Source organism: Arthrobacter sp. NPDC056691 (assembly GCF_042791415.1).
Taxonomy (GTDB): domain Bacteria; phylum Actinomycetota; class Actinomycetes; order Actinomycetales; family Micrococcaceae; genus Arthrobacter.
This window is the reverse complement of the sequence record NZ_JBHTXX010000017.1, coordinates 30634-55261: the sequence shown is the minus strand read 5'-3', so window position 1 is coordinate 55261 and position 24628 is coordinate 30634. Positions and strand designations below refer to the sequence as shown.

Sequence of the window (24628 nt, the reverse complement as noted above, 5' to 3'; positions counted from 1 at the left end):
GGTTGCGTGGATCCTGTCGAGGATCCGGTTCCCCCCAGGATTCATTGGACGCGATTTTTCGTGGGGGTCGTGTGACAGTGAAGCTGGTTCCGTCCCAGGTCCCGTGGACCACGAAGTCTCCGTAGGTCACGTTGCCCACTGTCTCTTCGCCGTCCGCTTTTGACCAGTCCCAGCCGCGGAGTGGCGGCCCACTGCATAAGGGCGGATCGGAAGTGGCGATGCCACCCATACAGAATATGGGCAGTTGGTTTCCCTCTTGACGCACGAATCCGCGGCCAACGAGCTCGCCAGGCACGGCCGTTGCCGACGGCTGCCCTGTGGGGCGTGGCGGCAGTTCGTCGGAAGGTGGCGGGGAGGAGGTACACGCTGTAAGCGCAGCCAGGAGAGCAACAATGATTGCGCAACCAGCAAACCTTGGACTCATAGGAAAAGTATGATCCCGGCGACGGCCATTCAAGATCGTTAGAGAAAATTCAACAGATAGTATTTCGCGGATGAGGATGTCGTACCCGCACTGGATCCAATTTCAAGGTCAGAGGCTTGGCCTCGTGTGGCAAACGGACGACGAGGCTGGCGATGAAGGCGATACCGATTGTGTTCTCGTCTCTAAGGGCCAGATCGTATGGGCCCGCACTCAAAAGGACTTTGTGGCGCTGGCCCGGCAACACAACCTCATCCTGGAAGCGGGCAACGAGGAACCTCAGAACCTGGACGGGATCGAAGAACTTCTCCAGTTGCCGGCATCAGATGACATCTGCGCGCAGCTGCTGAATGCGTGGAACCTCCTCGGTGACATCGCACGCAGCGTGAATGCATCACTGGACGACCGAGGACCTGAGGCCAACAAGTGCTACGACAAACTCTTCTACGGCAGTAACCTCCCCAGCATCACTCCCCCGGAGAGCACTACAGCCCGTATTTCGATGACCACGAGCAGCGCGTTATTACCGAGATCCTGGACCGGGGTCGGCTGATCTTGGCCAGCCGCCTCGATCGTAGAGCGACGACGCCTGGAAACTGACACGGCCAACTGGCCAGTTGGCGCGTTCGTTCTATTGACGCTTTCTGCCCGCAGGACTGTTGCGCTCGGGTAACAAGCTTGGATTGGCCTAGTCCATTGGAACCATTCCAGTTGCCGTCACGGGATCGAGGCGCTTACACCTTGGCGACTTCATGCTCAGGGCGCCTGGGACTTTTCGGTGGTCTCCACGGTGCCGTCCTCGTTGTCGTATGAGAGCGTCTTGTGTCATTGGAAGGAGTCGCCGGCAAGCAGGTGGTCGGCGATCTCCTGGGCGCGGTCAGGGTCCAGGAAAGCAGGCTGGTCGCTCCGGAACGGGCTCGCACCGCAGAGGTGCTTGAGGTTGAAGGCGGTGACAGGTGAAGTGGCCATGGCCCATACGCGTACGGCGCCGGTATTTGCCTGCGTCAGGCGGGTAAATGTGGGGTGCAAGAGACGGCAGAATCCAACTACTTCGGGCGCGGAGGCCTACACTTTCAGCCATGGGGAGTGCCATAAAGTCAGACGCCGGGGCAACTCCGGTGATCGGGCGGGTCGCGGTCGGTATCTGTGCCGCGGCCGACCTGACCATCCTGGGCGTGCTCATCACAAACGCGGCATCCAGCAGCGTCGCATCGGTCTTATCCGCCATGGCCCCACCATCAGGGCGCCTCGGGCTGCTGGCCTTCGGGCTCGGGGCTACCGTCCTCCTCGGCCTCATCTTCGCGGTGAACTCCCTGACTGGCCCCGGAAGTATCTTCAGGCGCAACGACCTCAACGGATTGACCGAAGCCACACCAGCCTTGCCGCTCCTGGGCCTCTCGTTTCTGCTCTACTGGCTTGGCTTCAGCGGTGTCTCCTGCTTCGCGTGGAGGCTCAACGAGCCCGGGTCTGACATGGCAGCGGTAAGCGCCGCCGTTACACTCGTCGGAGCTGCCGCCTTGGCACTCTGGCTGATCGTCGTCGCTCTCGGCATGAGATCCCCGCACTCAGCAGAACGTGGCACGCCGGAGCAGCCTTAGCTTCGTTACAGGCGGAATCTTCCGTCGCGTGGACAGGCCGCTCACACAAGTACGGAGGATACAAACGCTCAACCACCTCGGCGCACTCACACCCGAAGTCGTCGACGCGGCAAGGGAAACACTCCTCATAGGCCTCGAAACCTAGTCCTTCTGCCGCTGGCCGCGAACGCGGATGACCCCGACGACCCCGCCCAGAGCGAAGGGGAATGCCACTAGGGCGGCCAGGTGACGCATCAGATTGTAGGGGTTCACCCACGCCGCCCAGCCCACGAGGATCCCTGGCAGTGCCACGCACACCGTCACCCATACGGGATTGCCGCGGAGGTGCGACCGGGCACCGGCCGCGAGGGAGAGTGCGCAGCCGGCCAGGATGTAGCGGCCACCGATCCAGACCTCTTCCTGCTCGGCCGGACCTGGCAACCCGATATGCCAGTTGGCGCGCGCGATCCCGTAGCCAATCAGGACCATCGAGGCGAGGACGAGCAGGATCCAGGCGATGGTTCCAGTCCATCGTGGGCGGGCACTGCGGGCATACCGGTCGGCGAACTGTCGCATGCGGGAGCCGGCTATCCAGCCATCACGAGATCGTTTCGCATTTGCAATTATCCGAGGCGCTCGAACACCATGGTTGCCTGGATGCGGTCACCGCCGCCAATCATTCCTTGCTCCCGCTGCACGCGGTGGTTATGGTGTGGAGTCGGTAGCCCTTCGCGGCTTGATCGTTAATCGCCTTTTCCAGGGAGGTCAGGTCGCCTGAACCTGTTCCCCACAGCTTCTCTTTGAGGATTACGTGTAGGACGACGTACTGCATAACGCTGTTTCCTCCCCCTTACTGGTCAACTGGCAGCAATGCTACGCGATGGGTCGGGACCGCTCCTCGGGCGCCGCGATGGGGCTGTGCTCCTTGCATAGGCACGGCCTGAAGACTTCAAATCCGTACCATCTTCAAGATAGAGGTGGGTAGCGAAAATCCCTCCGACCAGCCGCTTAGGCAAGAGGCCCGGCAGGGCCACGAGACCCACCCCTGAGAGTTCCCCAGACATCATTTAAAACAGGGGTGGGTCATTCCTATGCGCTAATGGCCGAGCGCGCATAGGCACCCCTGCGGCAATTTCCTAATTCTGCATCGCAAGGGTCACGAACACGACGTCTGCCCGAGCAGCACCTGCCCGTGAACCCAATTGGGTTGGGATGGCGTGAATGGATATGATCCCGGAGCATGAGCACAACGCCGAGCACCAATGGAACCGTCCGGGCTGTCTTCCTTGACGTGGACGGCACCTACGCGGATTACGGCGTCGTCCCCGACGGTCATGTGCGTGCCGTACGGGCAGCACGCGAGGCCGGACACCGTGTTCTGCTGTGCACCGGGCGTCCCGTGGCCATGTTGCCCGAAAGCATCCTCGCTGCGGGTTTTGATGGCCTCGTGGCCAGTGCCGGCGCCTACGTCGAGGTAGCCGGCAGAGTGCTCGTGGACCGGCGCTTCCCGCCGGACCTTGCGGCCAGAACAGTCAGGGCGCTCGACGCGCACGACGCCGTATACATCCTGGAGGCGCAGGAGGATCTGCACGCTCCCCCGGCGGCCCTGGAACGTTTGCGGGCCATCCTTGACGCCCATTTCAGCCAGGCACCGGAAGGCCCAGTGGGTGCTTCCGACATTTTCGACGCGGTGCGCCCCACGCTGGACCGTGCCGAAGTAGCTTTCGCCAAGGTCTCCGTTTTTGACTCCCCAGTTTCCATGGAGCACCTGGTCAGGGAGATCGGCGGCGCCATTGCCGTGGTCGCGAATTCGGTGGCCGACGAGGGCCGGCACGCGGGGGAACTATACCAGCGCGGCATCAGCAAGGCCGATGGTGTCGCGGCAGCCATCGCCCATCTGGGCATTGACCGCCAAGACACGATCGCGATGGGCGACGGAGCCAACGACCTGGAAATGATCGCCTATGCAGGCGTCGGTGTCGCCATCGAAGGATCCGCGCCCGAGCTTATGGCCATCGCGGACCGCACCGCTGCGCGTCCGCGGGACGAAGGCCTCGTTGCTGCCTTCGCCGAACTCGGCCTCATCTGATCCGGCCTTCAGCGGCTTCTGCGAGTCCTGTGATGGAAGAATGAGCGACTCGCCTCGAATAAATTCGACTCACGAACGCAAACGCATCTAGCATTGTGGAGACGCCGAAAGGAAGTGACCATGGCTTCCAGCTCAACGCTCCGCCACATAAACCAGGCCCGGGTACTTGACGCCCTCAGGAGGCACGGCCCCCGTTCACGCATCGGGCTCTCGGAACTTCTCGGACTGCAGCGATCAACAATCACAGTCATCACAGGCGCACTCATCGACGACGGTCTTGTCCGCGAGATGCACGCCGACGGACCCGCACCGAAAGGCGCCGGCCGCCCCCGCGTCACACTGGAGTTGTGCCCTGAGGGCGCATACTTCGCCGGTTTGGACCTCGGCAACGAGACCTCCACCGCCATCGTCGTGGACCTCAGCGGTTCAGAAGTAGGGCGGGCGTCAGCGGCCACCGACCGCACGGATCCGGCAGCCGCGGAAAAGAACCTGCTGGCACTGCTTGAGACTGTTCTGACAAAGCATGCTGGTGTGCGTGCCCGTTTGCAGGGCATCGGCATCACCGTGCCCGGCACTGTGGTGGAAGGCAAGATCCAGCGGGCCCCGATCCTCGGCTGGCGCCATGTCACCTTCGGCGACCTGATAGCCCGCGGAACCGGTGTGCCGGTTTCGATCGACAACGATGCCAACGCTGCGGCGATCAGCGAGGCGCAGTTTGGAATCGGACGTGACAGCAGCGACCTCCTCTATATCCTCCTGGACACCGGGGTGGGTTCCGGCTTGGTCCTCGATCGCCGGATCTACCGTGGCAGCCTCGGCCAGGTCGGCGAAGTTGGCCACATCCGTATCCCCCGGGGTGACGGTTCACCGGCAGCCAAGTGGCCCAGCGTGGAAGACGTTATCGGCCTCTCGGGACTGCGGAAGAGCTACACCGCCCTGGGCGGGACGGCCACGGGCTTCGCCGGTTTTCTGCAGGACCTGGCAGCTGACGGCAAGGCAGCCGCCAGCGCTGCGGCCGAATGGCAACAGCACCTCTCGTGGTTCACGTCCGCTCTGGTGTGGATGCTGTCCCCCCAACTGGTGGTGTTTGGCGGACGGGCGTCTGCCATCCTCAGCAATGACGAGGCGATGTCGGCTGTGGTTCATGGCACCGAAGCAGACCCGGACCGGACGCAGTTTGCCGTTTCCGCCTTCGGCGCCGATGCCATCGCCATGGGGGCGGCAGCGCTTCCCATGAGCGAGTTTTTCTCGCTTCCCGCCCTGCGTCCGGAGCAGGAACCTGCGTACGGGCGCACCGGGACCTCAGACGGCTCTAGCGCCTGACGCCCTGTTCCATGGTCCCCACCGGCCGCAGTTGCGTCGCTCGCCCGGGTGCTATGACGCGTCCAGGTCCGTTTCGAGGAGGACGGCCAGCTTCTCGAGTGCATCCCCGGCGCATGCATCATCGGCGCGCAGCACCACGGTGTCACCATAGGCCGCTCCGAGGGTCATGAGGGACAGGATGCTCGATGCATCCAGTGCTTCGTCCGCCCGGGTGCCGCGCAGGGCGATGGTCACGTCGATGTCGAGTTGGGCAGCGGCGTCGGCGAAAATCGCCGCAGGGCGGGCGTGCAGACCGGATCGGCTGGCAACGACGGCCGTTCGTTCGGTCATGGTGTTCTCCTTTGATGAGGTTATGGTCTTGTCTTCTGGAGTCCGGAGCCGGACAGGTGGAGCGTTGTGCGAGGGCGGCGTGTCAGGCAAGGACGACGGCGGCCCCCGGGCTGCCGTCCGACAGCAGCGTTTGCGCTGCAAGCCGTCCGGCGGCGGCCGCCCAGCGGGCCGGCTGTTCCATGGCGGACTGCGGATCACCGGCAAGCTGGTCGAGACCGAGCGCCCAGGTACCGGCGTCGGCCCGGACGCGGCCAGCGATCACGGCGGACGAAGTGCCGGCATCAGCGGCCCGCTGCAGGACATTCCCCACAAGCTTTCCGATCCGGCTTTGGCCGTCAAATGAGCCTTCACCAGTGATGACAAGGTCAGCTTTCCGGATGCGCTCATCCAGTTGCACGAGTTCTGCAATCCGGTCGGCTCCCGAGGAGATGTTCGCCCCGTAGGCGGCCATGAATCCGTATCCCGCGCCGCCTGCGGCACCGGACCCGGGCGTAGCGGGATCGACTCCGGCCAGCACGGAAAAGCGTTCCAGCGCCTGGTCAAGCAAGTGAACCTGCGCGCCAGTTGCGCCCTTTTGTGGACCAAACACAGAAGCGGCCCCCTGCGGTCCCGTCAGTGGCGCCGTGACATCAGAGAGCAGCTTGATTCCGCCCGGGACCGGCAGCAATCCGGAAAAATCAATGGATGCAACGCGTGTCAGGCCAACTCCGCCGTCGGAAATTTCCTTGCCGGTGGCGTTCAACGCCACCGCGCCCAGCGCACGCAGGGCGCCCAGCCCGCCGTCGGTGGATGCGCTGCCGCCAAGTCCCAGCCAGACCTCATGGGCCCCGGCGTTCACGGCCGCCCGGATCAGTTCGCCTACACCGCGCGTGGTTGCCGTCAGCGGAGACGGTTCGTCTACGGACGGCAACCCGGCGATCTGAGCCAGTTCGACGACGGCCACCCCTTCCGGGAGCCGAAGCCATTCGCCGCGGCGGGGCGTCCCGTCCGCACCTGTGACGCCTTCCACGCTGCATCGGACACTGCCGGGCATTACGGCCTCGATGGCGTCCAGTGTGCCCTCCCCTCCGTCAGCGAGCGGAAGGAGTTCCAAATCATCGCCGGGCCTGACGGATCGCCAGCCTCCGGCAATGGCGGTGGCCGCTTGCCGTGCGGTGAGGGTCCCCTTGAACGAGTCGGGGGCAATCAGGATCCGGACCGGTGCCGCGGGCTCTTGGTTTTGTGTCATAGAACGAACACCGTAGCGTTAATTCGCGCCATGAACAATCTACCCGGAAAGTATTGACAGGCACCGATGTCGCTTCTACGCTTTGATTAATTCATCACACGAACAAACCCATTCAGAATCCCTGGAACATGGGCTAGTCCTGGGCTAATTAATTCATTCACCGAACGAACATCACTTTTCAAGGGAGAACATGATGGCCATACCCGCAAGCGGATCCGTTGGATCGCGCATCATCGACCAGATGGGCGGTGTTGACAACATCACCAATCTGACCCACTGCGCAACGCGGCTGCGTTTCGAGCTCCGCGATTCGTCCGTCGTCAGCGACGACGCCGTCGATGCAATCCCCGAAGTCATGGGTGTTGTCCGGCAGGATGCACAGCGCTACCAAGTGATTGTCGGCGGCGCCGTCAACCACCTGTACGTCGAGATGACGAGGGCCTTCCCGCAGCTCGGCAAGGGCGGCGCGGATACCGACCCGGACGCGATGCGCGAGCTCAAGGCCGAACTGCAGGACCGCGGACCCCGGGGTAAATTCGCCTGGCTCAACTGGTTCTTCGAATTCCTCGCTGACTCCTTCCGCCCTGTCCTGGGAGCGATGCTTGGAGCGTCGATCTTCATCACGGTCATGGCGCTCCTGGCCACCCTTAAAGTCATTCCGGCGTGGAACGCCCCCGGTGTCACGCTGGATGCGTCGCTGAGCTTCGTCAACCTCGCGTGGCAGGCCGTCTTCGTGTTCCTGCCCCTCATGGTGGCCTACAACGCCACGAAGAAGGTCGGGGCCGACCCGTGGGTCGGCTTCTCGATCATGGCCGTCATGATGCTGCCAGCCTTCACCCAACTGGCAGGGGCCGGCGCCAAGCTTCCCGCCGTGGTGAACGTCTTCGGCCTGCCGCTGACGATCTTCAACTACAGCTCCCAGGTCTTCCCGCCGCTGCTCATGGCGCTGCTGCTCGGACCGCTCTACACGCTCCTGCGCAAGGTGATCCCGAGCAACCTCCAGGTCATCTTCGTTCCGTTCCTTTCGATGCTCGTCATGATCCCCGTCACCGCCTTCATCCTTGCGCCCCTGGGCGTCTACGCCGGCAGCGGCATCGGCAACCTCTTCGTCACCGTCAACGGCTTCTCTCCGCTGATCTTCGCCGTGCTGGTCGGCGCCCTCTACCCCTTCCTGGTGATCACCGGTACGGCCTGGTCAGTGGTGCCGATCATGTTCCTGAACATCTCCACCCTCGGGTACGACTTCATCCAGGGCCCCATGGGCGCATGGAACTTCGGCTGCTTCGGCGTTACCGCCGGTGTGCTCCTGATTTCGGTCCGCCGGAAGAACGCCCAGATGGAACAGGTGGCCGGCGGCGCCCTCACGGCGGGCCTGCTCGGCGGAATCTCCGAACCCTCCCTCTACGGCGTCCACCTGCGCTTCGCCAAGCGCACCATCCCCGCGATCCTCGCCGGCAGCATCACCGGCGCGTTCATCATGGGCCTGGGCGGCGGCGTCACCACCAACGCCTTCCTCTTCACCTCCCTGCTGACCATCCCGGCCTTCAACAACATCCCCCTGTACGCCATCGGCATCGGCGTCGCGTTCCTCGTCTCCATGTTGACGATCACGACGCTCGGGTACGAAGGCCCGAACTCGGGGATCTTCGGCCGCAAATCCAAGGGCAACCACCTCCAGGCACCGGAGAGCCCCGCTGCGGCTGCGGACTCCTCCGCCGCTGAACAGCAGGAACTCCTTGCCCCGGCCAATGGAACTGTCATCCCGCTCTCCGAGGTCCCCGATCCGGTCTTCGCCGCCGGAACACTGGGCGACGGCTTCGCGATCGATCCCACCGACGGCCGGTTTGTATCCCCTGTGTCCGGCAAAGTCGTGACAGTCTTCCCCACCGGCCACGCCTACGGCATCCGCACCGAGGCCGGGGTGGACGTCCTGATCCACATCGGCATGGACACCGTCAACCTCAAGGGCGCGGGCTTCACCGCCCACGTGTCCAAGGGCGACCAGGTAGCCGCAGGCGACCTGCTCTGCGACGTGGACCTTAACGTGATCACAGCAGCCGGATACTCCACGGTGACTCCGGTGGTGATCACGACCAAGAAGGCGGCCGAGGGACTTTCTGTCATCTCAGGCCCGGCCGAAGCGGGAACCACCCCCGCCGGCCGCTACAGCCTCGCGGCCCCGGTCGCCGTCTGACCACCCAAGGAACCGGCGCCGAAGCGCCCGACGCGACGGCGCCGGTTTCCTCCGGGACATCATCCATCAACCCCTCCCGAAGACAGGAAAATCCATGATTGAGAATCCCTTCCGGATCGGCGTCCTCGGCGCCGGCGACATCGCCCAGGCCGCGCACTTCCCCGCCGCCCGCAAGTCCAAAGACGTTGAGCTCTACGCGATCTGCGACGCCGCCGATGACCTGCGCGACCGCATGACCCTGATTCACCAGCCCACCACCTCCTTCGACGACTACGACAAGATGCTCAACGACGAAAACGTCGACGCCGTCGTCGTTGCCGTGGCCGACCAGTTCCACGTGCCGCTGGCCATCCGGGCACTGGAAGCCGGCAAACACGTCCTCGTCGAAAAGCCCATGGGCGTCGCCGTCGAGGAAGCCGAAGAGCTGGTGGCCGCACAGAAGCAAAGCGGCAAGGTTCTCCTGGTTGGGCACGAGAAGCGCTACGACCCGGGCATCGCCTACGCCCACGACTTCATCCGCGACGAAATCGGCGAGCTGATCGGCCTCAAGCACTGGTACTGCGACTCCACCTACCGTTACGCCGTCACCGACACCATCCGTCCCCTCATCGAGCACAGCGCCTCGGCCCGCCGGCCCGCCGGGGACCCCAAGGCAAACCGCCAGCGCTACTACGTCCTCGGGCACGGCAGCCACCTGCTGGACACCGCCCGCTACCTCGGCGGCCCCATCGCCGCGATCCGCGCGCGCCTGTCCACGAAGGCGGGCACCTACTGCTGGTTCCTCGACGTCGAATTCGAGAACGGCTGCCTCGGGCAGCTCGACCTCACCCTGGCCGTGCGCATGGACTGGTGGGAAGGCTTCCAGGTCTACGGCAGCGAAGGCAGCGTCATCGGCAAGATCCACAACCCCTGGTACTTCAAGGCGGCCGAGGTCCAGGCCTTCTCAGCCAAGGACGACATGTTCCACCAGCCGATCGGCGCCGACGCGAACGTGTTCCGCCTCCAGCTCGAAGACCTTGCCCGCGCCGCCCGCACGGGATCGACCCCGCGCGGCGCCACGGCCGTCGACGGGCTCGCCAGCGTGCGCGGCATGGTCGCCCTGGCCCGCTCCGTCGAATCCGGCGACTGGGTCCGTCTTGCCGATGTCGCGGGAGCCGTCTGATGGAAATCGGAATCTTCGCCAAGACCTTCGAAGCCGCCGGCATCGAGGAGAACATGGCTGCCGTCGCGGCAGCCGGCATCACCGCGGTCCAGTACAACCTCTCCATCGCGGGCGTTCCAACCGTGCCGGAACAAGTGGGCGCGGACACGATCGAACGGATCCGGTCCGCCGCAGCTGACCACAACGTCCGGCTTGCCGCGATCTCGGGCACCTTCAACACCGCACACCCGGACCCGGCCGTCCGCAGCACGGGCATCAGCCGGTTCCCGGAACTCGTCCGCGTCGCCGTCGAACTCGGCATCCCGGTGATCACCCTGTGCAGCGGCAGCCGCGACGCCGAGGACATGTGGCGGCACCACCCGGACAATGCGACCCCGGAAGCCTGGGCAGACTCACGCGATTCTCTCACGCAGCTTGCCCGGCTCGCCGAGGCTGCGGGCATCGTTGTCGCCTTCGAACCGGAACACACCAACGTGGTGTCCAACGCTGACCTTGCCCGCAAGATGCTGGATGAGATCGGTTCTCCGGCGCTGAAAATCGTTTTCGATGCCGCGAACATCCTGGACACAGCCGACCTGTCCGTGGCCACCACCGTTCCGGTCATCGTAAGCGCACTCAAGGTCCTGGGCCCCGATATCGTACTGGCCCACGCCAAGGAACTCGTCCCCGGCCGCGACGCCGTCGCACCTGGCCAGGGCGCCCTGCCGTGGAAGGCCATCCTCACCGGTCTTGCCGCCACCGGGTACAACGGGGCACTGGTCATGCACGGCCTCCCCGAGTCCGCAGTCAGTTCCGGCGTCGGCTTGCTCCGCCAGCAACTGGAGGTCACCGTCTGATGCCCAGACTCATCCGGGACGACGGCGCCAGACTCGAACACCAGACGGTCCAGGCGGCCACCCCCTCCCCCGGCCGCCTCCCGTTCATCTTCCAGCACGGCATGGGCGGGGACCGGAGCCAGCCCCTCGGCTACATCAGGCAGCTCGAACGCACGACGCTGGTCTCTATGGACGCGCGCGGCCACGGGTCCAGCAGCGACATCGTCGGTGACGGGCGATGCTCCTTCGACGCCTTCGCCGACGACGTGGTCGCCCTGGCAGACGAACTCGGATTCAGCAAGTTCATCGTCGGCGGTATCTCCCTTGGCGCCGGCACCGCACTGAACGTCGCCCTCCGGTACCCCGGGCGGGTCGCAGGGCTGGTACTGTGCCGCCCGGCCTGGCTGGAACACCGCCAGGCAGAGCGCAACGTCACCGCCTACCAGCTGATCGCCGACCTGCTGGAACAGCACGAGCCGGACGAGGCACTCAGCCGGCTCCTTGCCAGCCAGCTCTACCAAGGCGTGGAAGCCGAATCCGAATCCGCCGCCCAGTCCCTCCGCCACCAGGTCACCCGTCCCCGCGCGGCCATCAACGCGGCGGTCCTCCGGCGCTTTCCCGTCGGGGCGCCGTCAAGCAGCCGGGATGACTGGGCCGGCATCGCGGCGCCCACGCTGGTCGTGGGGCATCTGGACGACCCCTTCCATCCGTGGGACATCGCCAAGGCCTACGCCGATGTGATCCCGGCGGCCCGGCTCGTTGAGGTGACCAGCAAGGACCGCAGCTCCGAGTCGTTCATGGCTGAGGTCAACGCGGCCATTTCAGGTTTCGTCGAGAGCACCGATTGGGAGAACGTCTGAGATGACAGCCTTGGGGGGCGTGCCGGACGTCGTTGCGCTGGACTTGGGCGGTACACAACTGCGCACCGCCGTCTTCAGCGGATCCGTGCTGCTGGAACGGTGGAGTGTGCCAACGCCCAGGGGTGCCGCCGCGGTGGTCAACGAAATGGTCCACCAGATCGAACGCGCCCAAAAGCTCGCGGACGGACAGTTGCGGGCGATCGGCATCAGTGCGCTGGGCCCCGTCAACCCGGCAACCGGAGCAATCAGGGACGCCCCGAACATCGGCGTCTTCGATGCATTTCCACTGCGCCAACAGCTCCAGGAACGAATTGCCCTTCCTATCGGGATCGTTAACGACGCCAATGCCGCCACCATCGGCGAATGGCAGCTGGGATCCGGACGCGGCACCCGGGACTTCTGCTACGTCACCATCAGCACCGGAATCGGGTGCGGGATCATCGCCGGAGGACAACTCATCACCGGGCACCGCGGCGCCGCCACCGAATTCGGCAGGATCCAAGTCCGGGCACCAGGCCACGGGGTGTCCCGCAGCCTGGAACACTACGCCTCCGGAACCGCCATCGCCGCACACGCCACGGAACTGCTGCGCACCACAAGCTCACCCCGCCTTACAGCAGCGGCAGCGAACCACCCAGTCACCGCCAGACTCGTGGCGGAACTCGCTGCTGCCGGGGACCCGATCTGCCTCCAACTGATGCACGACGCCGGAACCATGGTGGGCGAAGCCGTCGCCAACCTGGTCAGGATGCTCGACCCCGAAGTGATAGCCATCGGCGGCGGTGTGTCCCAGGCAGGCGAACCGCTCTGGTGCCCACTCACCAGGGCCTTGAACGGCTCGCTCGCCCGCGACGGCTACCCCATCCCGCGCATCGTGCACGCCGAACTCAGCGACGACGCGGGGCTGCACGGCGCCGCAATCACGGCAAGGAAGGCAGCGATCGGGACCACAGCTGACGCCGGCGAGCCCGCGACCTGAAGGGAACTGCCACAGCGTGACACCCTTCCAGCCCTGCAAAAGAAACACGCGGACGCTGGCCCCGCCAGCGCATTGAAGGAGGAGGAGCCGCCATGAGACTGGTCCTGTGCCTGGCCGACAAGAGAGAGTGGAAGGTCGACGAATTCAAAGCCCTGGGACAACAGGGCATCAATCAACGGCGGTCACACCTCGTATGCATCGCATGCGGCGGCAAGGCTTTCTTCCGCAAGGCCGGACGGGGCGCCCTTCCGAGCTTCGGGGCACGTCATGTTGCCGGCTGCAAAGTTGTCTCTTCAACGTGGAGCGCTTTCCGATACCTTCAGTAGCCGCACCCCATCATTCCCTCAACGATGCCGTCATGCTCTGCCAGAACCGTGGGCCCCGACAGGCCGGCGGTCGCCGCCCCCCAAGACCTCAACTCACACGGGCAGGAGCCACCGATTAGATTGGACACCCCATGCCGCAACAGACCGTAGCTGCCCCACAGATTGTGTCGATCGGCGGCGACCTCGTCACGCCCCGTATCGGATTCGGAACGCTGCAACTCACGGGACCCGGCGAGTGGGGACCGCCTGCCGACCCCGAGGCCGCAGCCCAAGTACTCCTCCGGGCAGTCGAATTGGGCGTCAGGTTTATCGACACTGCGGACTCGTACGGTCCCTTTGCCACGGACCAGCTCATACATAAGACACTCTCGCCCTACGCGAATGACCTCATCATTGCGACAAAGGTCGGACAATCCAGACAAGGACCCAGCCAGTGGACAGCACTGGGAAGGCCCGAATATCTTCGCCAGCAAGTTGAACTCAGTCTCCGCTTCCTGGGACTGGATAGCCTTGATCTTCTACAGCTTCACCGAATCGATCCCAAAGTGCCGCTCGAAGACCAAGTCGGGGTTCTCTCAGAGCTTCAACGTGAGGGAAAGATCCGCCACATCGGCCTGTGCAAAGTCACCGTTGAACAAATCGAGGCCGCCAGACACGTGGCTCCCATCGCCACCGTACAGAACCAGTTCAACCTGCTTGATCGCCGCTCCGAAGACGTCCTCAACTACGCCGAACAGAACAACATCACATTCATCCCCTGGTATCCGCTAGCCACAGGAAAGCTCACATCACCAGGCGGCCCACTGGATACACTGGCCAAAAGATACAGCCGTGCCTCGAGCCAGCTCGCCCTCGCCTGGCTACTGCACCGGTCACCGAAAGTCCTGCCCATCCCGGGCACCACCTCAACAAAACACCTCGAACAAAACATGGCCGCCGCAAAAATAGTCCTCGCCCCGGAGGAATACACAGCCATCAACAACCTCACTGACTGACGGCAACCAAGCCACCAGAGTCGCCCAATAGCACCCACAGGGTCCCCAACCAGTAATCCGAAACGTGCGTCGCCTATTCGTCGGCCATCGCCGTCGCGGATTTGACTGGGAAGCTTCCGGAGGCGAGGGCTTGGTCGAGTCCGGCTGGCACGAGGACGTGGTCCCCGGCCAGAAATAGAGTTCCGTCCGGGGAAACGGAAAAAGAAAGCGCGCATGACCCACAGCACGTGACGAACGAATGCTCTGGATCGCGCCGCCTATGGCGCAGGGTTCTCACCTCATCGGCGAAACTTGACTGCATGCACAGCGGAGCGCAGGTACCGGAGGGACGAGGCAGGGGCCGTCCGCCGCGACACCTGCTCAGCGCACTCGCCGTCTGCGGCATCTGCGGTGCAGGTGTCAGGATCGGCGCGCAGAACCCCGGCAAGCGCAAGACCGGCATCGGTCCCAGGAAAACCTCCGCTCCCCGCTACCGCCTGGCAGCGGGGCTGGAGGTTTCCACGTCAGCATGCGACCAGAGCATCTGGATCAGGTCGTCGTCGGTGCCGTGCTGGCGCGCATCCGGGAGCCCGGCTTCCGGATGCCCCGCCTGCCTCAGGACGACGACACCACAGGCGCAGAACGTAAGGCACTCAGGCTCGGGATCAGGGGCCACCTGGCCTGGCTGAAGCGGATCGAGGTTCTGGAGGAACCTGGGACCTCCCCGGATTTGAATTGCAGACTCTAAGCCTGCCACGGCGCACCGGCACCGGCTGCACCAAGCCGCGGACAGTCCAGCCAGGAGGGCCGGGCCGTTGGGGCTTCCCGTCCAGTACCCGGTCAAGCAGACAGGCTGTCAGGTGGTGGGTGGTCAACACGAGGCGGATGGTTCCGGCGGGATGGGCAGCCATCCACACGGCGAGCAATGTCACAACGGAGAACAGCAGCATGGTCAGCAACCCGAACACCCCTTCCGGCCAGGGCGGCGCGGCACCGGGAAGACCGGCGGTGAACCGGGCGATGGCTGCCACACCCCCGGCAAAGAAGCCGGCAACGCCGATCAGGACGGTTGCCAGCCACGGCGCGATGGGCAGGATGGCCACGGCAGCCGTACCCAGGACGGTAACCGGCGCTACGAGCGGGGCGGCAAGCACGTTGGCCAGCAGTGAGTAGGTGGAGAACTGTGGCTGCAGCACCACCATGACGGGGCCGCACAGGACCTGGGCTGAAAGCGGCACGGCTACAGCTGCAGCCGCCCAGCGCGGCACCCTCGCCGGAATCCAGCCCATGACGCTGCGGCCCAGCACAATAATTCCCAGCGTGGCCAGGACGGACAGGAGGAACCCGAAACTGACGCCCAGCTCCGGCGCAACGAGGAGCAGGGCAATCACCGCCAGGCAAAGGAAACTCAGTCCGCGGCCGGCCCGGCCGCCTGCCAAGGCCGCCACAGCGACCGCTCCCATGAGCGACGCCCGGAGCACGCTGGCGTCGGGACCCACCATGAGAACAAACAGGCCGAGGCCTGCGAGGGCGACGGCCGCCGCCGGAATCCTGGCCAGGCGCAGCGAACGTGCCGCCAACAGCAGTGCGCCGAGTATCAGGCTGCAGTTGGCGCCAGAGATAGTTCAAAAGGGAGGTGGGTCACTACTACGCACACTGGGCGGGCGCGCATAGGCAACCTGGCGGCAGAAGCGTGACCAACCCTGCAGCACAAAGAGCACACGGACACGCGTTCTGCCGGAGCCGGTATACGGGCACGCCCAGCCGGGGGCGAGACACTTGTTGACGAAGACCATGTCGCACGGCACATTTGATACTGACCATTTGCGGCCCCATCTCCAGACACTCAAAGGGTCCGGTCCAATGAATTGCTGCGAGAGGCGAGGAACCGACATGCCCAGGTCAGCTCCACGCGCTACCAAAGAGGGACAGGTCTCAGGGCGGGGCAGTCCGGTTGTGGAACCCCTGCGCCAGCTACGAGATCGGTGAGTCGCACTCGTAGCACCCAACAAAGATAGAATTAGTCCGACGACGAAGTGCTATCAATGGGGGACAATGGCGGACGCAGCAGCCGGCCAAATGACACAATCCGCTGATCATGTACAGGTTGAAGTTGGCGGATCCGGCGCTCTGACGGGCGAAGCGCGGCAGGTGTTTGACACTGCGGTTAAGGCGTACGCAACCGAACTCCTGAATGAAGCCAGTAGGCGTGAATTAGAGCATCGTGCGGATTCCTCAACCGTCCCGCAGTTCACATCGGCGCAAGTGGCAGTCGCAGAGAGAGTTGTGCGCAGCAGAGGGCTTGAGGCGCCACGACGATCACGGTGGTTTATTGCTGGCAAAATTGCGCTTTACGTTTTTGCAGTAGCTGTGGGCATCAGCAGCAATATGATGCTCCAGAACAAACCGTGGGGGCTCGACGTGATCGGGTGGGTGGTCGTTCTGTGCGTATCTGCAACGGCAGCATTGGCTATCACAATTGTCACCGAAGTCATCGAATTCAACAGGGGGCGCTAATTATGGCTACGCATGACATTGGGCCAAAAGACGGAGCCCGTTTGACCGAAGCCGCTGTTCAAGCTCTCGACGAGCTACTCGCACAGCGACGCCAAGAGGTTTTAGCTGAGGCCGAAAGTGCTACGAGGGGCCGCGAGATTACAGCTGCGGACGTAGTTCGGGCGTACTACTCCGACGACGGGCAGCCACCACGTTACGACGTGACGGAGCTATGGAGGTCAGATCTTTTGCGCCGCCGACAGGTCGTCATCTCCACCGTAACGGCTCTTTTGGCCCTCATGTCCCTTACAGCCCTCATGATCTTTCTTGTTCCTCGGCAGGGTGGTATCGGAGGACAGTGGCTTAACGCCTCAAGCCTCATTGGGTTGGTGGCTGGACTTTTGGGAGTCAGCACCGCGTCCGCAGCGGCATTCTTGCAATACCGGTCTACTCGTCGTTCGCGAGAGTCCCACGAACAATGGCTGCGAATCATGGATCATGAAAACGAGATGGGCAACCACGGACAAGCCCCGGGCACCCCTAGGACCTTAAGCGAAGCCCAGCAACGCGGACTATTCCTGACCAAGTGGGTTTCCGTAGAAGAAGACCTTCGTAAGTTGGCCCACATGCTTCGGCCAGGTGCTCCACAGGAGTCGCTCAGCTTTCGGCCGATCGGATCCCTGATGATGGACTTAACGAGCGCTGGAGTGATAGATCGGGAGCTATCGTCAACTATCCGACAAGTGGTAACTGTCCGGAACAAGGTGGCTCATCAGGAGTCGGTCTCTCAGAGCCAGGTATCTGCTGGACTGGAACTACTTGATGAAGTGGAGCACCGTCTTTCGGAACTGCGAAGAAACTTGACCGGATCTGCGGACTGACATGCATAGACGTGTCCGGGCACCACGGCCGGATTGGGTGCAGGTACGGGGCGTCGGGTCAATGATCCCCTTACAGGCGCTTTTCAGAGCCGTCCCGCCGTCCGCCGCGGGCCAATAAGGTTAAGAGCTTGGCGCCTGGCGCATTTAGGCTAAGTGTTTGGGATCCTCCCACGCCTAAGATTCGCCCGCCTGGTTCTACTCGAGTCGGGCACCAGTGAGTCGGCTTCACCCAGCAGTAGACAGTATCTTTGAAAGAGCGGCATTGGGACGATCTGGCCGACGGCAAGCACCGCATGGATCTGATCGAGGGTTGCCGCCTTGTGGTTGTGCCGGAATACGGTGGCGGCGTTGGAGCACTCGGGGAAGAAGTGGGCAACCGCAGCCGTGGCACAAAACCCCTGGTCTCTTCTTACCTATGACAAAGATCATCCCCTTGCTACTCCAAAACGTCCTGCACTGCGCACAAGCGGTCATGGAACCTTCGTCTTGGACCTGATCGATTCCCGTGTTGCTACCATTGGCGGATCCGTCGTGGAATCGCCTCGTCCTGCCTCGCCTGGGTAGTGGCTCGAACCCGATCCGGTAAATGAAAGCCCCGTCAATGCAAGACGCTTTGACACCGATCGGCGGGACTATCTAGAGCCATCGCATGCCTCCGGCGCCACCACCGGAACCAAACCGCAGCGGCCCGCCTAACTTGAAAGCACCGGACGCCCAGTGGAACTCAAGTTCGTGCCGGGTCAGTAATATAGCGCGCTTGCATCGAGGAGCCAGGATGCAGTGCACGTTTGTCGATTTTGCCCACGTGCAAGAATGAAACCATGTGGACAGAAACGAGCGGCGTTATAGGTGTTGGTTATGAAGGGAAGGACCTTGCGTCGTTCCTTGAGGAACTGATGACCTGGAAAATCGGGACGGTCGTAGACGTCCGGTTGAACCCGATCTCCAGGAAGAAAGGCTTCTCAAAGAGGGCGCTGACCGAAGCTCTAGCCGAGGCCGGCGTCAGCTACAGCCACATGCCAGAGTTAGGAAATCCCAAGGACAACCGTGAAGGTTTTTGGGCTCCGGGCACCGCGGCAGCAAGGCTTGCGGGCGAACGTTTCGAGTCTCTGCTTGACAGTGAAGTAGCTGCTGAAAAGATTATTGAGGTCACCAACCTTGCCGCAGGGCAGCGTGTGGCCGTGCTGTGCTTTGAGGCGAGCGAGCTGTGCTGCCATCGCAAATTCGTTCTTGAGCGTGTCAAAGAACGACTGGCTGCTCTGGTAGGTAGCTAACGGGCCGCTGCGTAAACGCCCAAGACACCGAACGCCTGGGGTCTTTTCAGCTGGTTGCCCAGGAAAAACGCCGGACCGCGAGCCGGAGCGCATAGCTGATCCAGGAATCTCTTTTGGATTGCCGCTTTGGCGGCTGCGTCTGAGTCCCCCATATGCCGCCGCTGAAGTTCGGTGAATTCCCAATCCAGCAGCCCTTGCCGGTGTCCTTTGCAGGTTCTCGCAGCGCAGCGGTAGCGATAATGACCTTCAAACCTAGGCGGGGACAGGATCGACTTGTCCGTCCTTGGCCCGAAGAGTGTGTCTTGGTGCAGATGCGCTTCCATCTTGGCTTGTTGTTCGGAGGTCCACCCGTCGAACAGTCGTAACTCCAGCTTGTCGATGTCCGCCGGCACAACCGCAGCCAAGGATGGGCCGGCCGATCCGTTCAAGGCGCGGCTGTAGAGTTCGCAGGTGTTGAACGCACCGATGAGCGGATCAACGTGCGGGTGCCGCGGCTTCCAAGGCTCAAGGTGGGAGTCGATGGTCAAAGAGTCAAGGATCGGGGTGTAGCTCTCAGGTCGTCGATCCCTGGACGCAGGCGTGACATTTAGTTTCACGATGTCGTACTTCTTGAATTTCGCGTCGGCCTCGAGATAGCGAAACGGGATCGGGTAAAGACGAATCCATTCCGGGCCATCGTCCGTAAGTCTGAGCCCTGCCACACAAACAGTGTCACCATGATTAGCCGAGGGTTGCGGAGCGGCCTTGACCGTGATCAGCACTTTCGCCGCCGTAATACCCGCTCCGAGTTCCTTTTCATACTCCGGCCGGCCGTTAGCGAACAACCCTTCGCTGAACATCATGTCAATTGCCCCCCAAAATAATCCTCTGTCATGCGACTATCGGGACTGCACCCCCGCTCTTGGCGGCCGGTGCTACTGATATTGCATGGGCCAATGGCTCACTCGTAGTGATCATATACAGGATCCGCCGGTTGCAAAGGTTATGGCGGCCTCGGCACGCACCCGTTTACAAACGAAATTCCCTGCGCGGTCCTGAATCAAAAGCCAGGCAGTTCGCAGCCCTCTCGCAGTCCGCGGAAGTTTCCCAATGGTTTGCCGATTTTCAGTTCCCTCGCTGCCTGGTGATAGTCAGGAAATGCGGTGACGTTTGATCCCTTGCGGCTTCTATCTATCGTCTGTGTCAAAGCGTCCCGTCCGGAGGCCAAGATGCATTAAATGGAGCACTTCCTGTGTTTTCGCCTTCTCGGGATCGGAAAACTGTCGGTAGCGCCAGCTAACCTGAGTACTGTCATTCCTTCCGCCGTTGGAGTGGCAGCACACCGGACCGTTCCCTTGCACTGACGACGGTCTCGAACAGGGGGAAGCTTGCCTCAGCACACCATCGGACTTCTCCAGGTCCGCGTACTTCACAACCAGACAGATCAGGAAGTCCACCCATCAATTTTCGGGCCCGAGTCCAACGACCTCCTGACTGAATGGGACGCCTACGTTGATGGAATCCGAAGCTCCGGAGGCGTGCGACACCGGGAGCGGTTCCTCACAGTAGAGACCAAGAAATTGCGCGCATCCAAGCGCGAGGTGGAGTGCGAGCTCGACTACGGACACTTCGGCAACTCGCGCCGCGTCCGCGATTCCAACACCGGCTCACAGACAGGAAGTATCGCCGGCAATGAGGTGGCCAGCGATGCCCTACGCCTGCTCCATCGCGTACCGCTGCAAGGATCCTTCAGCTACATCGCCCATGAACAGATTGGGCGCCTGAGCTCGTCCGGCGTGCTGACCTCCGACTTCAAGAAGTGGTTTGGTTCGCGTCATGACGGCTATCGCCTTGAAATTGATTATGTCGAGGACGCCGATGCCTGGAACGATTTCCTGGATGGGGCCAACCTCCGCGAATTGACGTTCGTCGCGCGCAAGCCTGCCGAAGGTAATCGGGCTGGCCGCCCGACCAAGGAACTTTATGACGTCCGCCCAGACCGCCGCGGCGATGTACTGCCTCGGCGCTGGCTGGATCAGCTCCGATCAGACGGGCGCCTTCCTGCTAATCAGGTCCTCAGCGTGGCCATAGACGAATCGGATATTGAAGAAACCAGTGTTGTCGTCGAAAAAGACAAGCGTCGCCGGACCATTCACATTGGCGACGACTGGCCGCGCTTCGCCTGGGAAATTGAAGCCAACAGCAACGTGCGGCCCAGTGACGGCTCCCCGGGGTCGGAGCTGTTTGCTTCAGGTGCGGCTGCATGTTTCGGTTGTGGTGAGCAATGGGGCGGGGCGGAGGTCCTTGACTTGGCAGCTGTAAGAGTGGCCGTGCTGGCTGGCATCCGCGCCGCGCCATGCGCAGCGTACGTAAGTGCTGTCAGAAGATGACGTAGAGTTTGCGCAGTGTTTCGTGCAGTTCCCAGTTTCCGCTCCAGCCCCGCGGAATGAAGATTGTGTCGCCGGGCCCAACAAGCTGGGGCTCTCCGCCGTCGGGGGTGACGGTCATAGAGCCAGATAGAACGTGGACGAATTCGTTTGTTTCCAGGACCCAGCGGGACGGGCCTTTGGTGCATTCCCAGATGCCGGCTTCGGAGCCGTTCTCGTCCTTCCATAGGTAGCGTCCGCGAGTGTCCATTTGCCGGCCGGTCGCTTCAGGACAGGGGCCCCAGTCGTCCAGCTCTGTGACGTTCCGGGCGTCGCGGATCAGGTGGGCGGAAATGGAGGCTGTCTTTTCGGTCATTGATCTTGCCTTTCGTGCGGTCAGCGGCCGCTTTTACCGTAGATTTTGGTAGTGCTTTTCAGGGTGCGGTTCCTAAGGGGTCATCCAGCCCGCCTGCCAGTGGGGCTCGTTGCCGGCCAGGTTGAACTGGCTGATTCCTTTTGGATCCGAAAGACCGCGCCCATTTCCCCGCCGCTCAGTTGGTGTGAGGCCCGGCTAGTTTTTACGGCCTTCCTTGTTCAATGCCAGCGGCGGAACCCCGCGGCCGGCCGGATCTCCGGGCTCAGCAGTCAGGCAGCGCTATTTCCAAGCCAGTGCTGGCCGGATGGGACGGGTCCTTCTGAATGAAGGCGGCAGCTGTCTGTTAGTGCGCGGAAGGAGCGTGCGTGCAGCAGCTTGTCCCGAGGTGATGGGTGCGGGTCCCGTCTGAGCTCAGATTTCGGAGTATCGGAAGGAGTGGGATTCCAGGCCTTCGGGGTTGGGGCCGTAGATGGTGACCATCCGTGCGTAGACAGGCGCCCAGTACCGGCCCTTTCGGCCGGGATTTACGCGTGCCGCATCGCCCGGCCTGAGGATGACCGTCTTGCCGTCGCTTTCGATGTGGAGTTCGCCCTCCAGGACGAAGTTCGTCTCGGTGTGGGGATGGAAGTCCTCCCAGGCACAGGAATGCAGCTCCCACTCCGAAAGTATGAAGTCCTCCCATTTGCCTACTGAGGGATGGGAATTTATGAACCTGCAGCTCAGTCCCTGCCATTCATCCTTCATGGCCTTCATGGATTGTGCGGGCCAGAAATCGATCGCTTTCCCCGTCGATGTCGAGGGCTGAGAGGTGGTAGTCGCCATTGTCCTTAACCGTTTCTTCCGTGGGAAACCCGCTTCGCGGGTGGTTTCATCAAGCTCAAGTTCGCGCTGTCGTGATGTGGATCACTTCGCTGGCAATACTGTTACATGGACATGCGTCCAAGTCAACAGTTCAATTCGGGACTTCGGGAAACGGACCAAGGGGAAAATGTCCTTCTGCGGGTACCCCCAGAAGGACAGGAGAATTGTCGGAGCGTTGCTCCTGCGGGATCGACCATGAGACGTCGCAACAAAGAAATGGTTGACGAAACAAGTATTCGCCTTTTAGGCTTTTACTTGAAGCTACAACTATTCACCGTACTTCTATGTACCCCGCACTCCAGCCCGACTGGCTGCAGTGCCACGACGGAAAGGAAGACCGAATGTCTTCACAGGCCCGTACCACAGCCACCCGATCCACTGTTGCCCGCACCATCCTGCGCCTTGCCTTGGGTGCCATCTTCTTCACCCACGGCTGGCAGAAGATCTTCGACTACACCATCGCCGGCACTCAGACGGCCTTCACCCAGATGGGCGTACCGGCAGCCCAGCTGATCGCCCCTGCGATCGGTTTCCTCGAACTCGCCGGAGGCGCGGCCATTATTTTCGGCATTCTGGTCCGGCCGATCGCCATCCTCCTGGCTGCAGACATGCTCGGCGCCCTGTTCCTGGTACACGCCCCGGCCGGTATCTTCGCCGACAAGGGCGGATATGAGCTCGTACTTGTCCTCGCGGCGGGCGCAGCCGCCCTCGCCATCGCAGGTGCCGGCCGCCTCTCTGTCGACGCCCTGGTCTTCGGCCGCAGCAAAAACCGCACCGTCGCCGCCCTGGCATAAGTGCTACACATCCGCAAAATACGGCCATGGGCGGTACCCGCATTGCGGGTACCGCCCGCGGCCGTATCAGAAGAAAACCGTCCCGGCCGCCGGCACTCCGGAGCGTTAAGTCGAGCACTCCCCCGGCCCAACAGAAGCTGAAGCGGTGCCGCCAGCTGCTCTGACTCAACCCCCGGCCACGTCCGACAGTGGCCGGCCTGGCCCGCCCAAGCCTCCCTTCCCTGGGCGGGGAAAGCGGAAGGGTGCCATTTCCAATCTGGAAGGCCACGACGACGCGGCCGTCCGATTTCCTGGCTCCCGCCGGAAGCGGCGACGGAACGGAGGCGGAACAGGCCCCTATTTCCCGGGGTGGCAGGGAGCTGAGGCCAGGTTAGTAGAGGCCATTGGGGAGTCGGCCAAAGGCCTGAAGCCTGCCCCGCACATGGACAAACTCCTACTTTTTGAACATAGACCGTTGACTTGGACCAGCGTCCATGTCAAAGTTTGTGGGACGAACCAAGTGACTGGCATCACACGAAAGGGCTCGATGCGGAGCCTGGCCGGACCTTTAGAAATTAGGCGATGCCGGATTTGCGGAAGATTCTCCAGCACTCCCGACCGGGTCCTGGCCCGATCTTCGGCCAGTCGTATTTGCAACCACAAAAGATGTGCAGTCCTGACGACGATGAACAGTTCTGCCACATCTTTCGCAACGTAAACCTCTGACAGGAGAACCCAATGGAGACCCTCGTAGGAACTTTGAGCAAGGCCGGATCCATCCACAAGGTAGTAGGCGGCTATGTCGGCCTGCCGCCGATGAACGAGCCCGGGACGGAGGCTGCAATCGGTGACTCCCTCCACAACCCGGAAGGCTCGGTCATGTGCGCCGGCTTCTTCGAGCTGACGGCTTCCGAGCCCCTGGTGTACACGTACACCTACGACGAAATGAAGGTCGTCATCGCCGGTGAATTCATCCTCACGGACGAGGCTACCGGCGAAGTCACTCACGCCAAGGAGCGCGACGTGCTGTTCTTCCCCAAGGGAACCACGGTCAGGTTTGAGACTCCCGAGTATGGTCTGGGGTTCTTCGCCGGCGACCGCTCCTTCGCCCCCTAGAACCAACGTTGTGTTGGCGCCTTGGCCACGGGCGGCGTCGTGCGGAGATCTGCGCCTTGCCGGCGCCTTTCCTTTACTCGTCACCCCGCAAGCGCGCGGATGGCTCCCGGCAGTCTTGCGGCTGGCACGGCCCCCTAGCCGGCGCTGAGCCGGTGCATTCAAAGTCTCTACAGCCCTGAACCGGATGAGGTCCAATCGCGAACCTGCCCCCGGACGGACTTTATTCGA

General features: G+C 62.7%; 24 protein-coding genes. 15 read left to right on the top strand and 9 right to left on the bottom strand.

Going from position 1 to position 24628, the window contains the following annotated elements:
- Positions 1 to 548 precede the first annotated feature (548 nt).
- Positions 549 to 974 (top strand): hypothetical protein, encoded by a 426-nt coding sequence (locus tag ACFRAU_RS14645; protein ID WP_378000459.1) that lies wholly within the window; start codon positions 549 to 551, stop codon positions 972 to 974.
- A 272-nt stretch (positions 975 to 1246) separates the two neighbouring features.
- On the opposite strand, the gene ACFRAU_RS14640 is transcribed toward ACFRAU_RS14645, so the two are convergent.
- Positions 1247 to 1390, bottom strand: a complete 144-nt coding sequence (locus ACFRAU_RS14640; RefSeq protein ID WP_378000458.1) for a hypothetical protein — start codon at positions 1388 to 1390, stop codon at positions 1247 to 1249.
- A gap of 110 nt (positions 1391 to 1500) precedes the next feature.
- On the opposite strand from ACFRAU_RS14640, the gene ACFRAU_RS14635 reads away from it, so the two are divergent.
- Positions 1501 to 2019 (top strand): hypothetical protein, encoded by a 519-nt coding sequence (locus ACFRAU_RS14635; RefSeq protein WP_378000457.1) that lies wholly within the window; start codon positions 1501 to 1503, stop codon positions 2017 to 2019.
- A gap of 141 nt (positions 2020 to 2160) precedes the next feature.
- Here the strand turns inward: ACFRAU_RS14635 and ACFRAU_RS14630 are convergent, their stop codons facing one another.
- Together ACFRAU_RS14630 and ACFRAU_RS14625 are read right to left on the bottom strand one after the other, a co-directional pair.
- The gene (locus tag ACFRAU_RS14630; RefSeq protein WP_378000456.1) at positions 2161 to 2574 is read right to left on the bottom strand and encodes a hypothetical protein; all 414 of its coding nucleotides are present in this window, start codon (positions 2572 to 2574) and stop codon (positions 2161 to 2163) included.
- 100 nt (positions 2575 to 2674) lie between these two features.
- Positions 2675 to 2830, bottom strand: coding sequence for a DUF4177 domain-containing protein (locus ACFRAU_RS14625; RefSeq protein ID WP_378000455.1), 156 nt, complete (start codon positions 2828 to 2830; stop codon positions 2675 to 2677).
- A gap of 408 nt (positions 2831 to 3238) precedes the next feature.
- On the opposite strand from ACFRAU_RS14625, the gene ACFRAU_RS14620 reads away from it, so the two are divergent.
- Entirely contained in the window at positions 3239 to 4087 is an 849-nt protein-coding gene (locus tag ACFRAU_RS14620) for an HAD-IIB family hydrolase (RefSeq protein ID WP_378000454.1), read from the top strand.
- A gap of 120 nt (positions 4088 to 4207) precedes the next feature.
- Positions 4208 to 5410, top strand: coding sequence for an ROK family protein (locus ACFRAU_RS14615; protein WP_378000453.1), 1203 nt, complete (start codon positions 4208 to 4210; stop codon positions 5408 to 5410).
- A gap of 51 nt (positions 5411 to 5461) precedes the next feature.
- Here the strand turns inward: ACFRAU_RS14615 and ACFRAU_RS14610 are convergent, their stop codons facing one another.
- Positions 5462 to 5740, bottom strand: a complete 279-nt coding sequence (locus tag ACFRAU_RS14610) for an HPr family phosphocarrier protein (protein ID WP_377994248.1) — start codon at positions 5738 to 5740, stop codon at positions 5462 to 5464.
- Positions 5741 to 5822: 82 nt separating this feature from the next.
- Positions 5823 to 6968, bottom strand: a complete 1146-nt coding sequence (locus tag ACFRAU_RS14605; RefSeq protein WP_378000452.1) for a glycerate kinase — start codon at positions 6966 to 6968, stop codon at positions 5823 to 5825.
- A gap of 193 nt (positions 6969 to 7161) precedes the next feature.
- On the opposite strand from ACFRAU_RS14605, the gene ACFRAU_RS14600 reads away from it, so the two are divergent.
- From ACFRAU_RS14600 to ACFRAU_RS14575, 6 genes are all read left to right on the top strand, one after another.
- Positions 7162 to 9162, top strand: a complete 2001-nt coding sequence (locus ACFRAU_RS14600) for a glucose PTS transporter subunit IIA (protein WP_378000451.1) — start codon at positions 7162 to 7164, stop codon at positions 9160 to 9162.
- Between the two features lie 94 nt (positions 9163 to 9256).
- A complete protein-coding gene (locus ACFRAU_RS14595) occupies positions 9257 to 10324 on the top strand; it encodes a Gfo/Idh/MocA family protein (RefSeq protein WP_378000450.1) in 1068 nt (355 codons plus the stop codon).
- Positions 10324 to 11160, top strand: coding sequence for a sugar phosphate isomerase/epimerase family protein (locus tag ACFRAU_RS14590; RefSeq protein WP_377994252.1), 837 nt, complete (start codon positions 10324 to 10326; stop codon positions 11158 to 11160). Before ACFRAU_RS14595 ends, ACFRAU_RS14590 begins: the two co-directional genes overlap by 1 nt.
- A complete protein-coding gene (locus tag ACFRAU_RS14585; protein WP_377994253.1) occupies positions 11160 to 11999 on the top strand; it encodes an alpha/beta fold hydrolase in 840 nt (279 codons plus the stop codon). Before ACFRAU_RS14590 ends, ACFRAU_RS14585 begins: the two co-directional genes overlap by 1 nt.
- A gap of 1 nt (position 12000) precedes the next feature.
- Positions 12001 to 12978, top strand: coding sequence for an ROK family protein (locus ACFRAU_RS14580; protein ID WP_377994254.1), 978 nt, complete (start codon positions 12001 to 12003; stop codon positions 12976 to 12978).
- A 457-nt stretch (positions 12979 to 13435) separates the two neighbouring features.
- Positions 13436 to 14299: an aldo/keto reductase gene (locus ACFRAU_RS14575; RefSeq protein ID WP_377994255.1), complete on the top strand. Its 864-nt coding sequence runs from the start codon at positions 13436 to 13438 to the stop codon at positions 14297 to 14299.
- A gap of 644 nt (positions 14300 to 14943) precedes the next feature.
- On the opposite strand, the gene ACFRAU_RS14570 is transcribed toward ACFRAU_RS14575, so the two are convergent.
- Positions 14944 to 15858 (bottom strand): ComEC/Rec2 family competence protein, encoded by a 915-nt coding sequence (locus ACFRAU_RS14570; RefSeq protein ID WP_378000449.1) that lies wholly within the window; start codon positions 15856 to 15858, stop codon positions 14944 to 14946.
- 475 nt (positions 15859 to 16333) lie between these two features.
- On the opposite strand from ACFRAU_RS14570, the gene ACFRAU_RS14565 reads away from it, so the two are divergent.
- Both ACFRAU_RS14565 and ACFRAU_RS14560 read left to right on the top strand, forming a co-directional pair.
- The gene (locus ACFRAU_RS14565; protein ID WP_378000448.1) at positions 16334 to 16795 is read left to right on the top strand and encodes a hypothetical protein; all 462 of its coding nucleotides are present in this window, start codon (positions 16334 to 16336) and stop codon (positions 16793 to 16795) included.
- A 1681-nt stretch (positions 16796 to 18476) separates the two neighbouring features.
- Positions 18477 to 18929 carry a DUF488 family protein gene (locus ACFRAU_RS14560; protein ID WP_378000447.1) on the top strand — a complete coding sequence of 151 codons (453 nt, stop codon included), beginning with the start codon at positions 18477 to 18479 and terminating at the stop codon, positions 18927 to 18929.
- On the opposite strand, the gene ACFRAU_RS14555 is transcribed toward ACFRAU_RS14560, so the two are convergent.
- Entirely contained in the window at positions 18926 to 19771 is an 846-nt protein-coding gene (locus ACFRAU_RS14555) for a hypothetical protein (RefSeq protein WP_378000446.1), read from the bottom strand. The genes ACFRAU_RS14560 and ACFRAU_RS14555 overlap by 4 nt on opposite strands.
- A gap of 525 nt (positions 19772 to 20296) precedes the next feature.
- Between ACFRAU_RS14555 and ACFRAU_RS14550 the strand changes: the two genes are divergently transcribed.
- Positions 20297 to 21298, top strand: coding sequence for a hypothetical protein (locus ACFRAU_RS14550; RefSeq protein ID WP_378000445.1), 1002 nt, complete (start codon positions 20297 to 20299; stop codon positions 21296 to 21298).
- On the opposite strand, the gene ACFRAU_RS14545 is transcribed toward ACFRAU_RS14550, so the two are convergent.
- Both ACFRAU_RS14545 and ACFRAU_RS14540 read right to left on the bottom strand, forming a co-directional pair.
- Positions 21288 to 21650 (bottom strand): cupin domain-containing protein, encoded by a 363-nt coding sequence (locus ACFRAU_RS14545; protein ID WP_378000444.1) that lies wholly within the window; start codon positions 21648 to 21650, stop codon positions 21288 to 21290. The genes ACFRAU_RS14550 and ACFRAU_RS14545 overlap by 11 nt on opposite strands.
- Positions 21651 to 22061: 411 nt before the next feature.
- Positions 22062 to 22394: a cupin domain-containing protein gene (locus tag ACFRAU_RS14540; protein ID WP_378000443.1), complete on the bottom strand. Its 333-nt coding sequence runs from the start codon at positions 22392 to 22394 to the stop codon at positions 22062 to 22064.
- A gap of 458 nt (positions 22395 to 22852) precedes the next feature.
- Here ACFRAU_RS14540 and ACFRAU_RS14535 point away from each other — a divergent pair, with 458 nt between their 5' ends.
- Together ACFRAU_RS14535 and ACFRAU_RS14530 are read left to right on the top strand one after the other, a co-directional pair.
- Positions 22853 to 23305 (top strand): DoxX family protein, encoded by a 453-nt coding sequence (locus ACFRAU_RS14535; RefSeq protein WP_378000442.1) that lies wholly within the window; start codon positions 22853 to 22855, stop codon positions 23303 to 23305.
- A 717-nt stretch (positions 23306 to 24022) separates the two neighbouring features.
- The gene (locus ACFRAU_RS14530; protein ID WP_378000441.1) at positions 24023 to 24400 is read left to right on the top strand and encodes a cupin domain-containing protein; all 378 of its coding nucleotides are present in this window, start codon (positions 24023 to 24025) and stop codon (positions 24398 to 24400) included.
- Positions 24401 to 24628 lie beyond the last annotated feature (228 nt).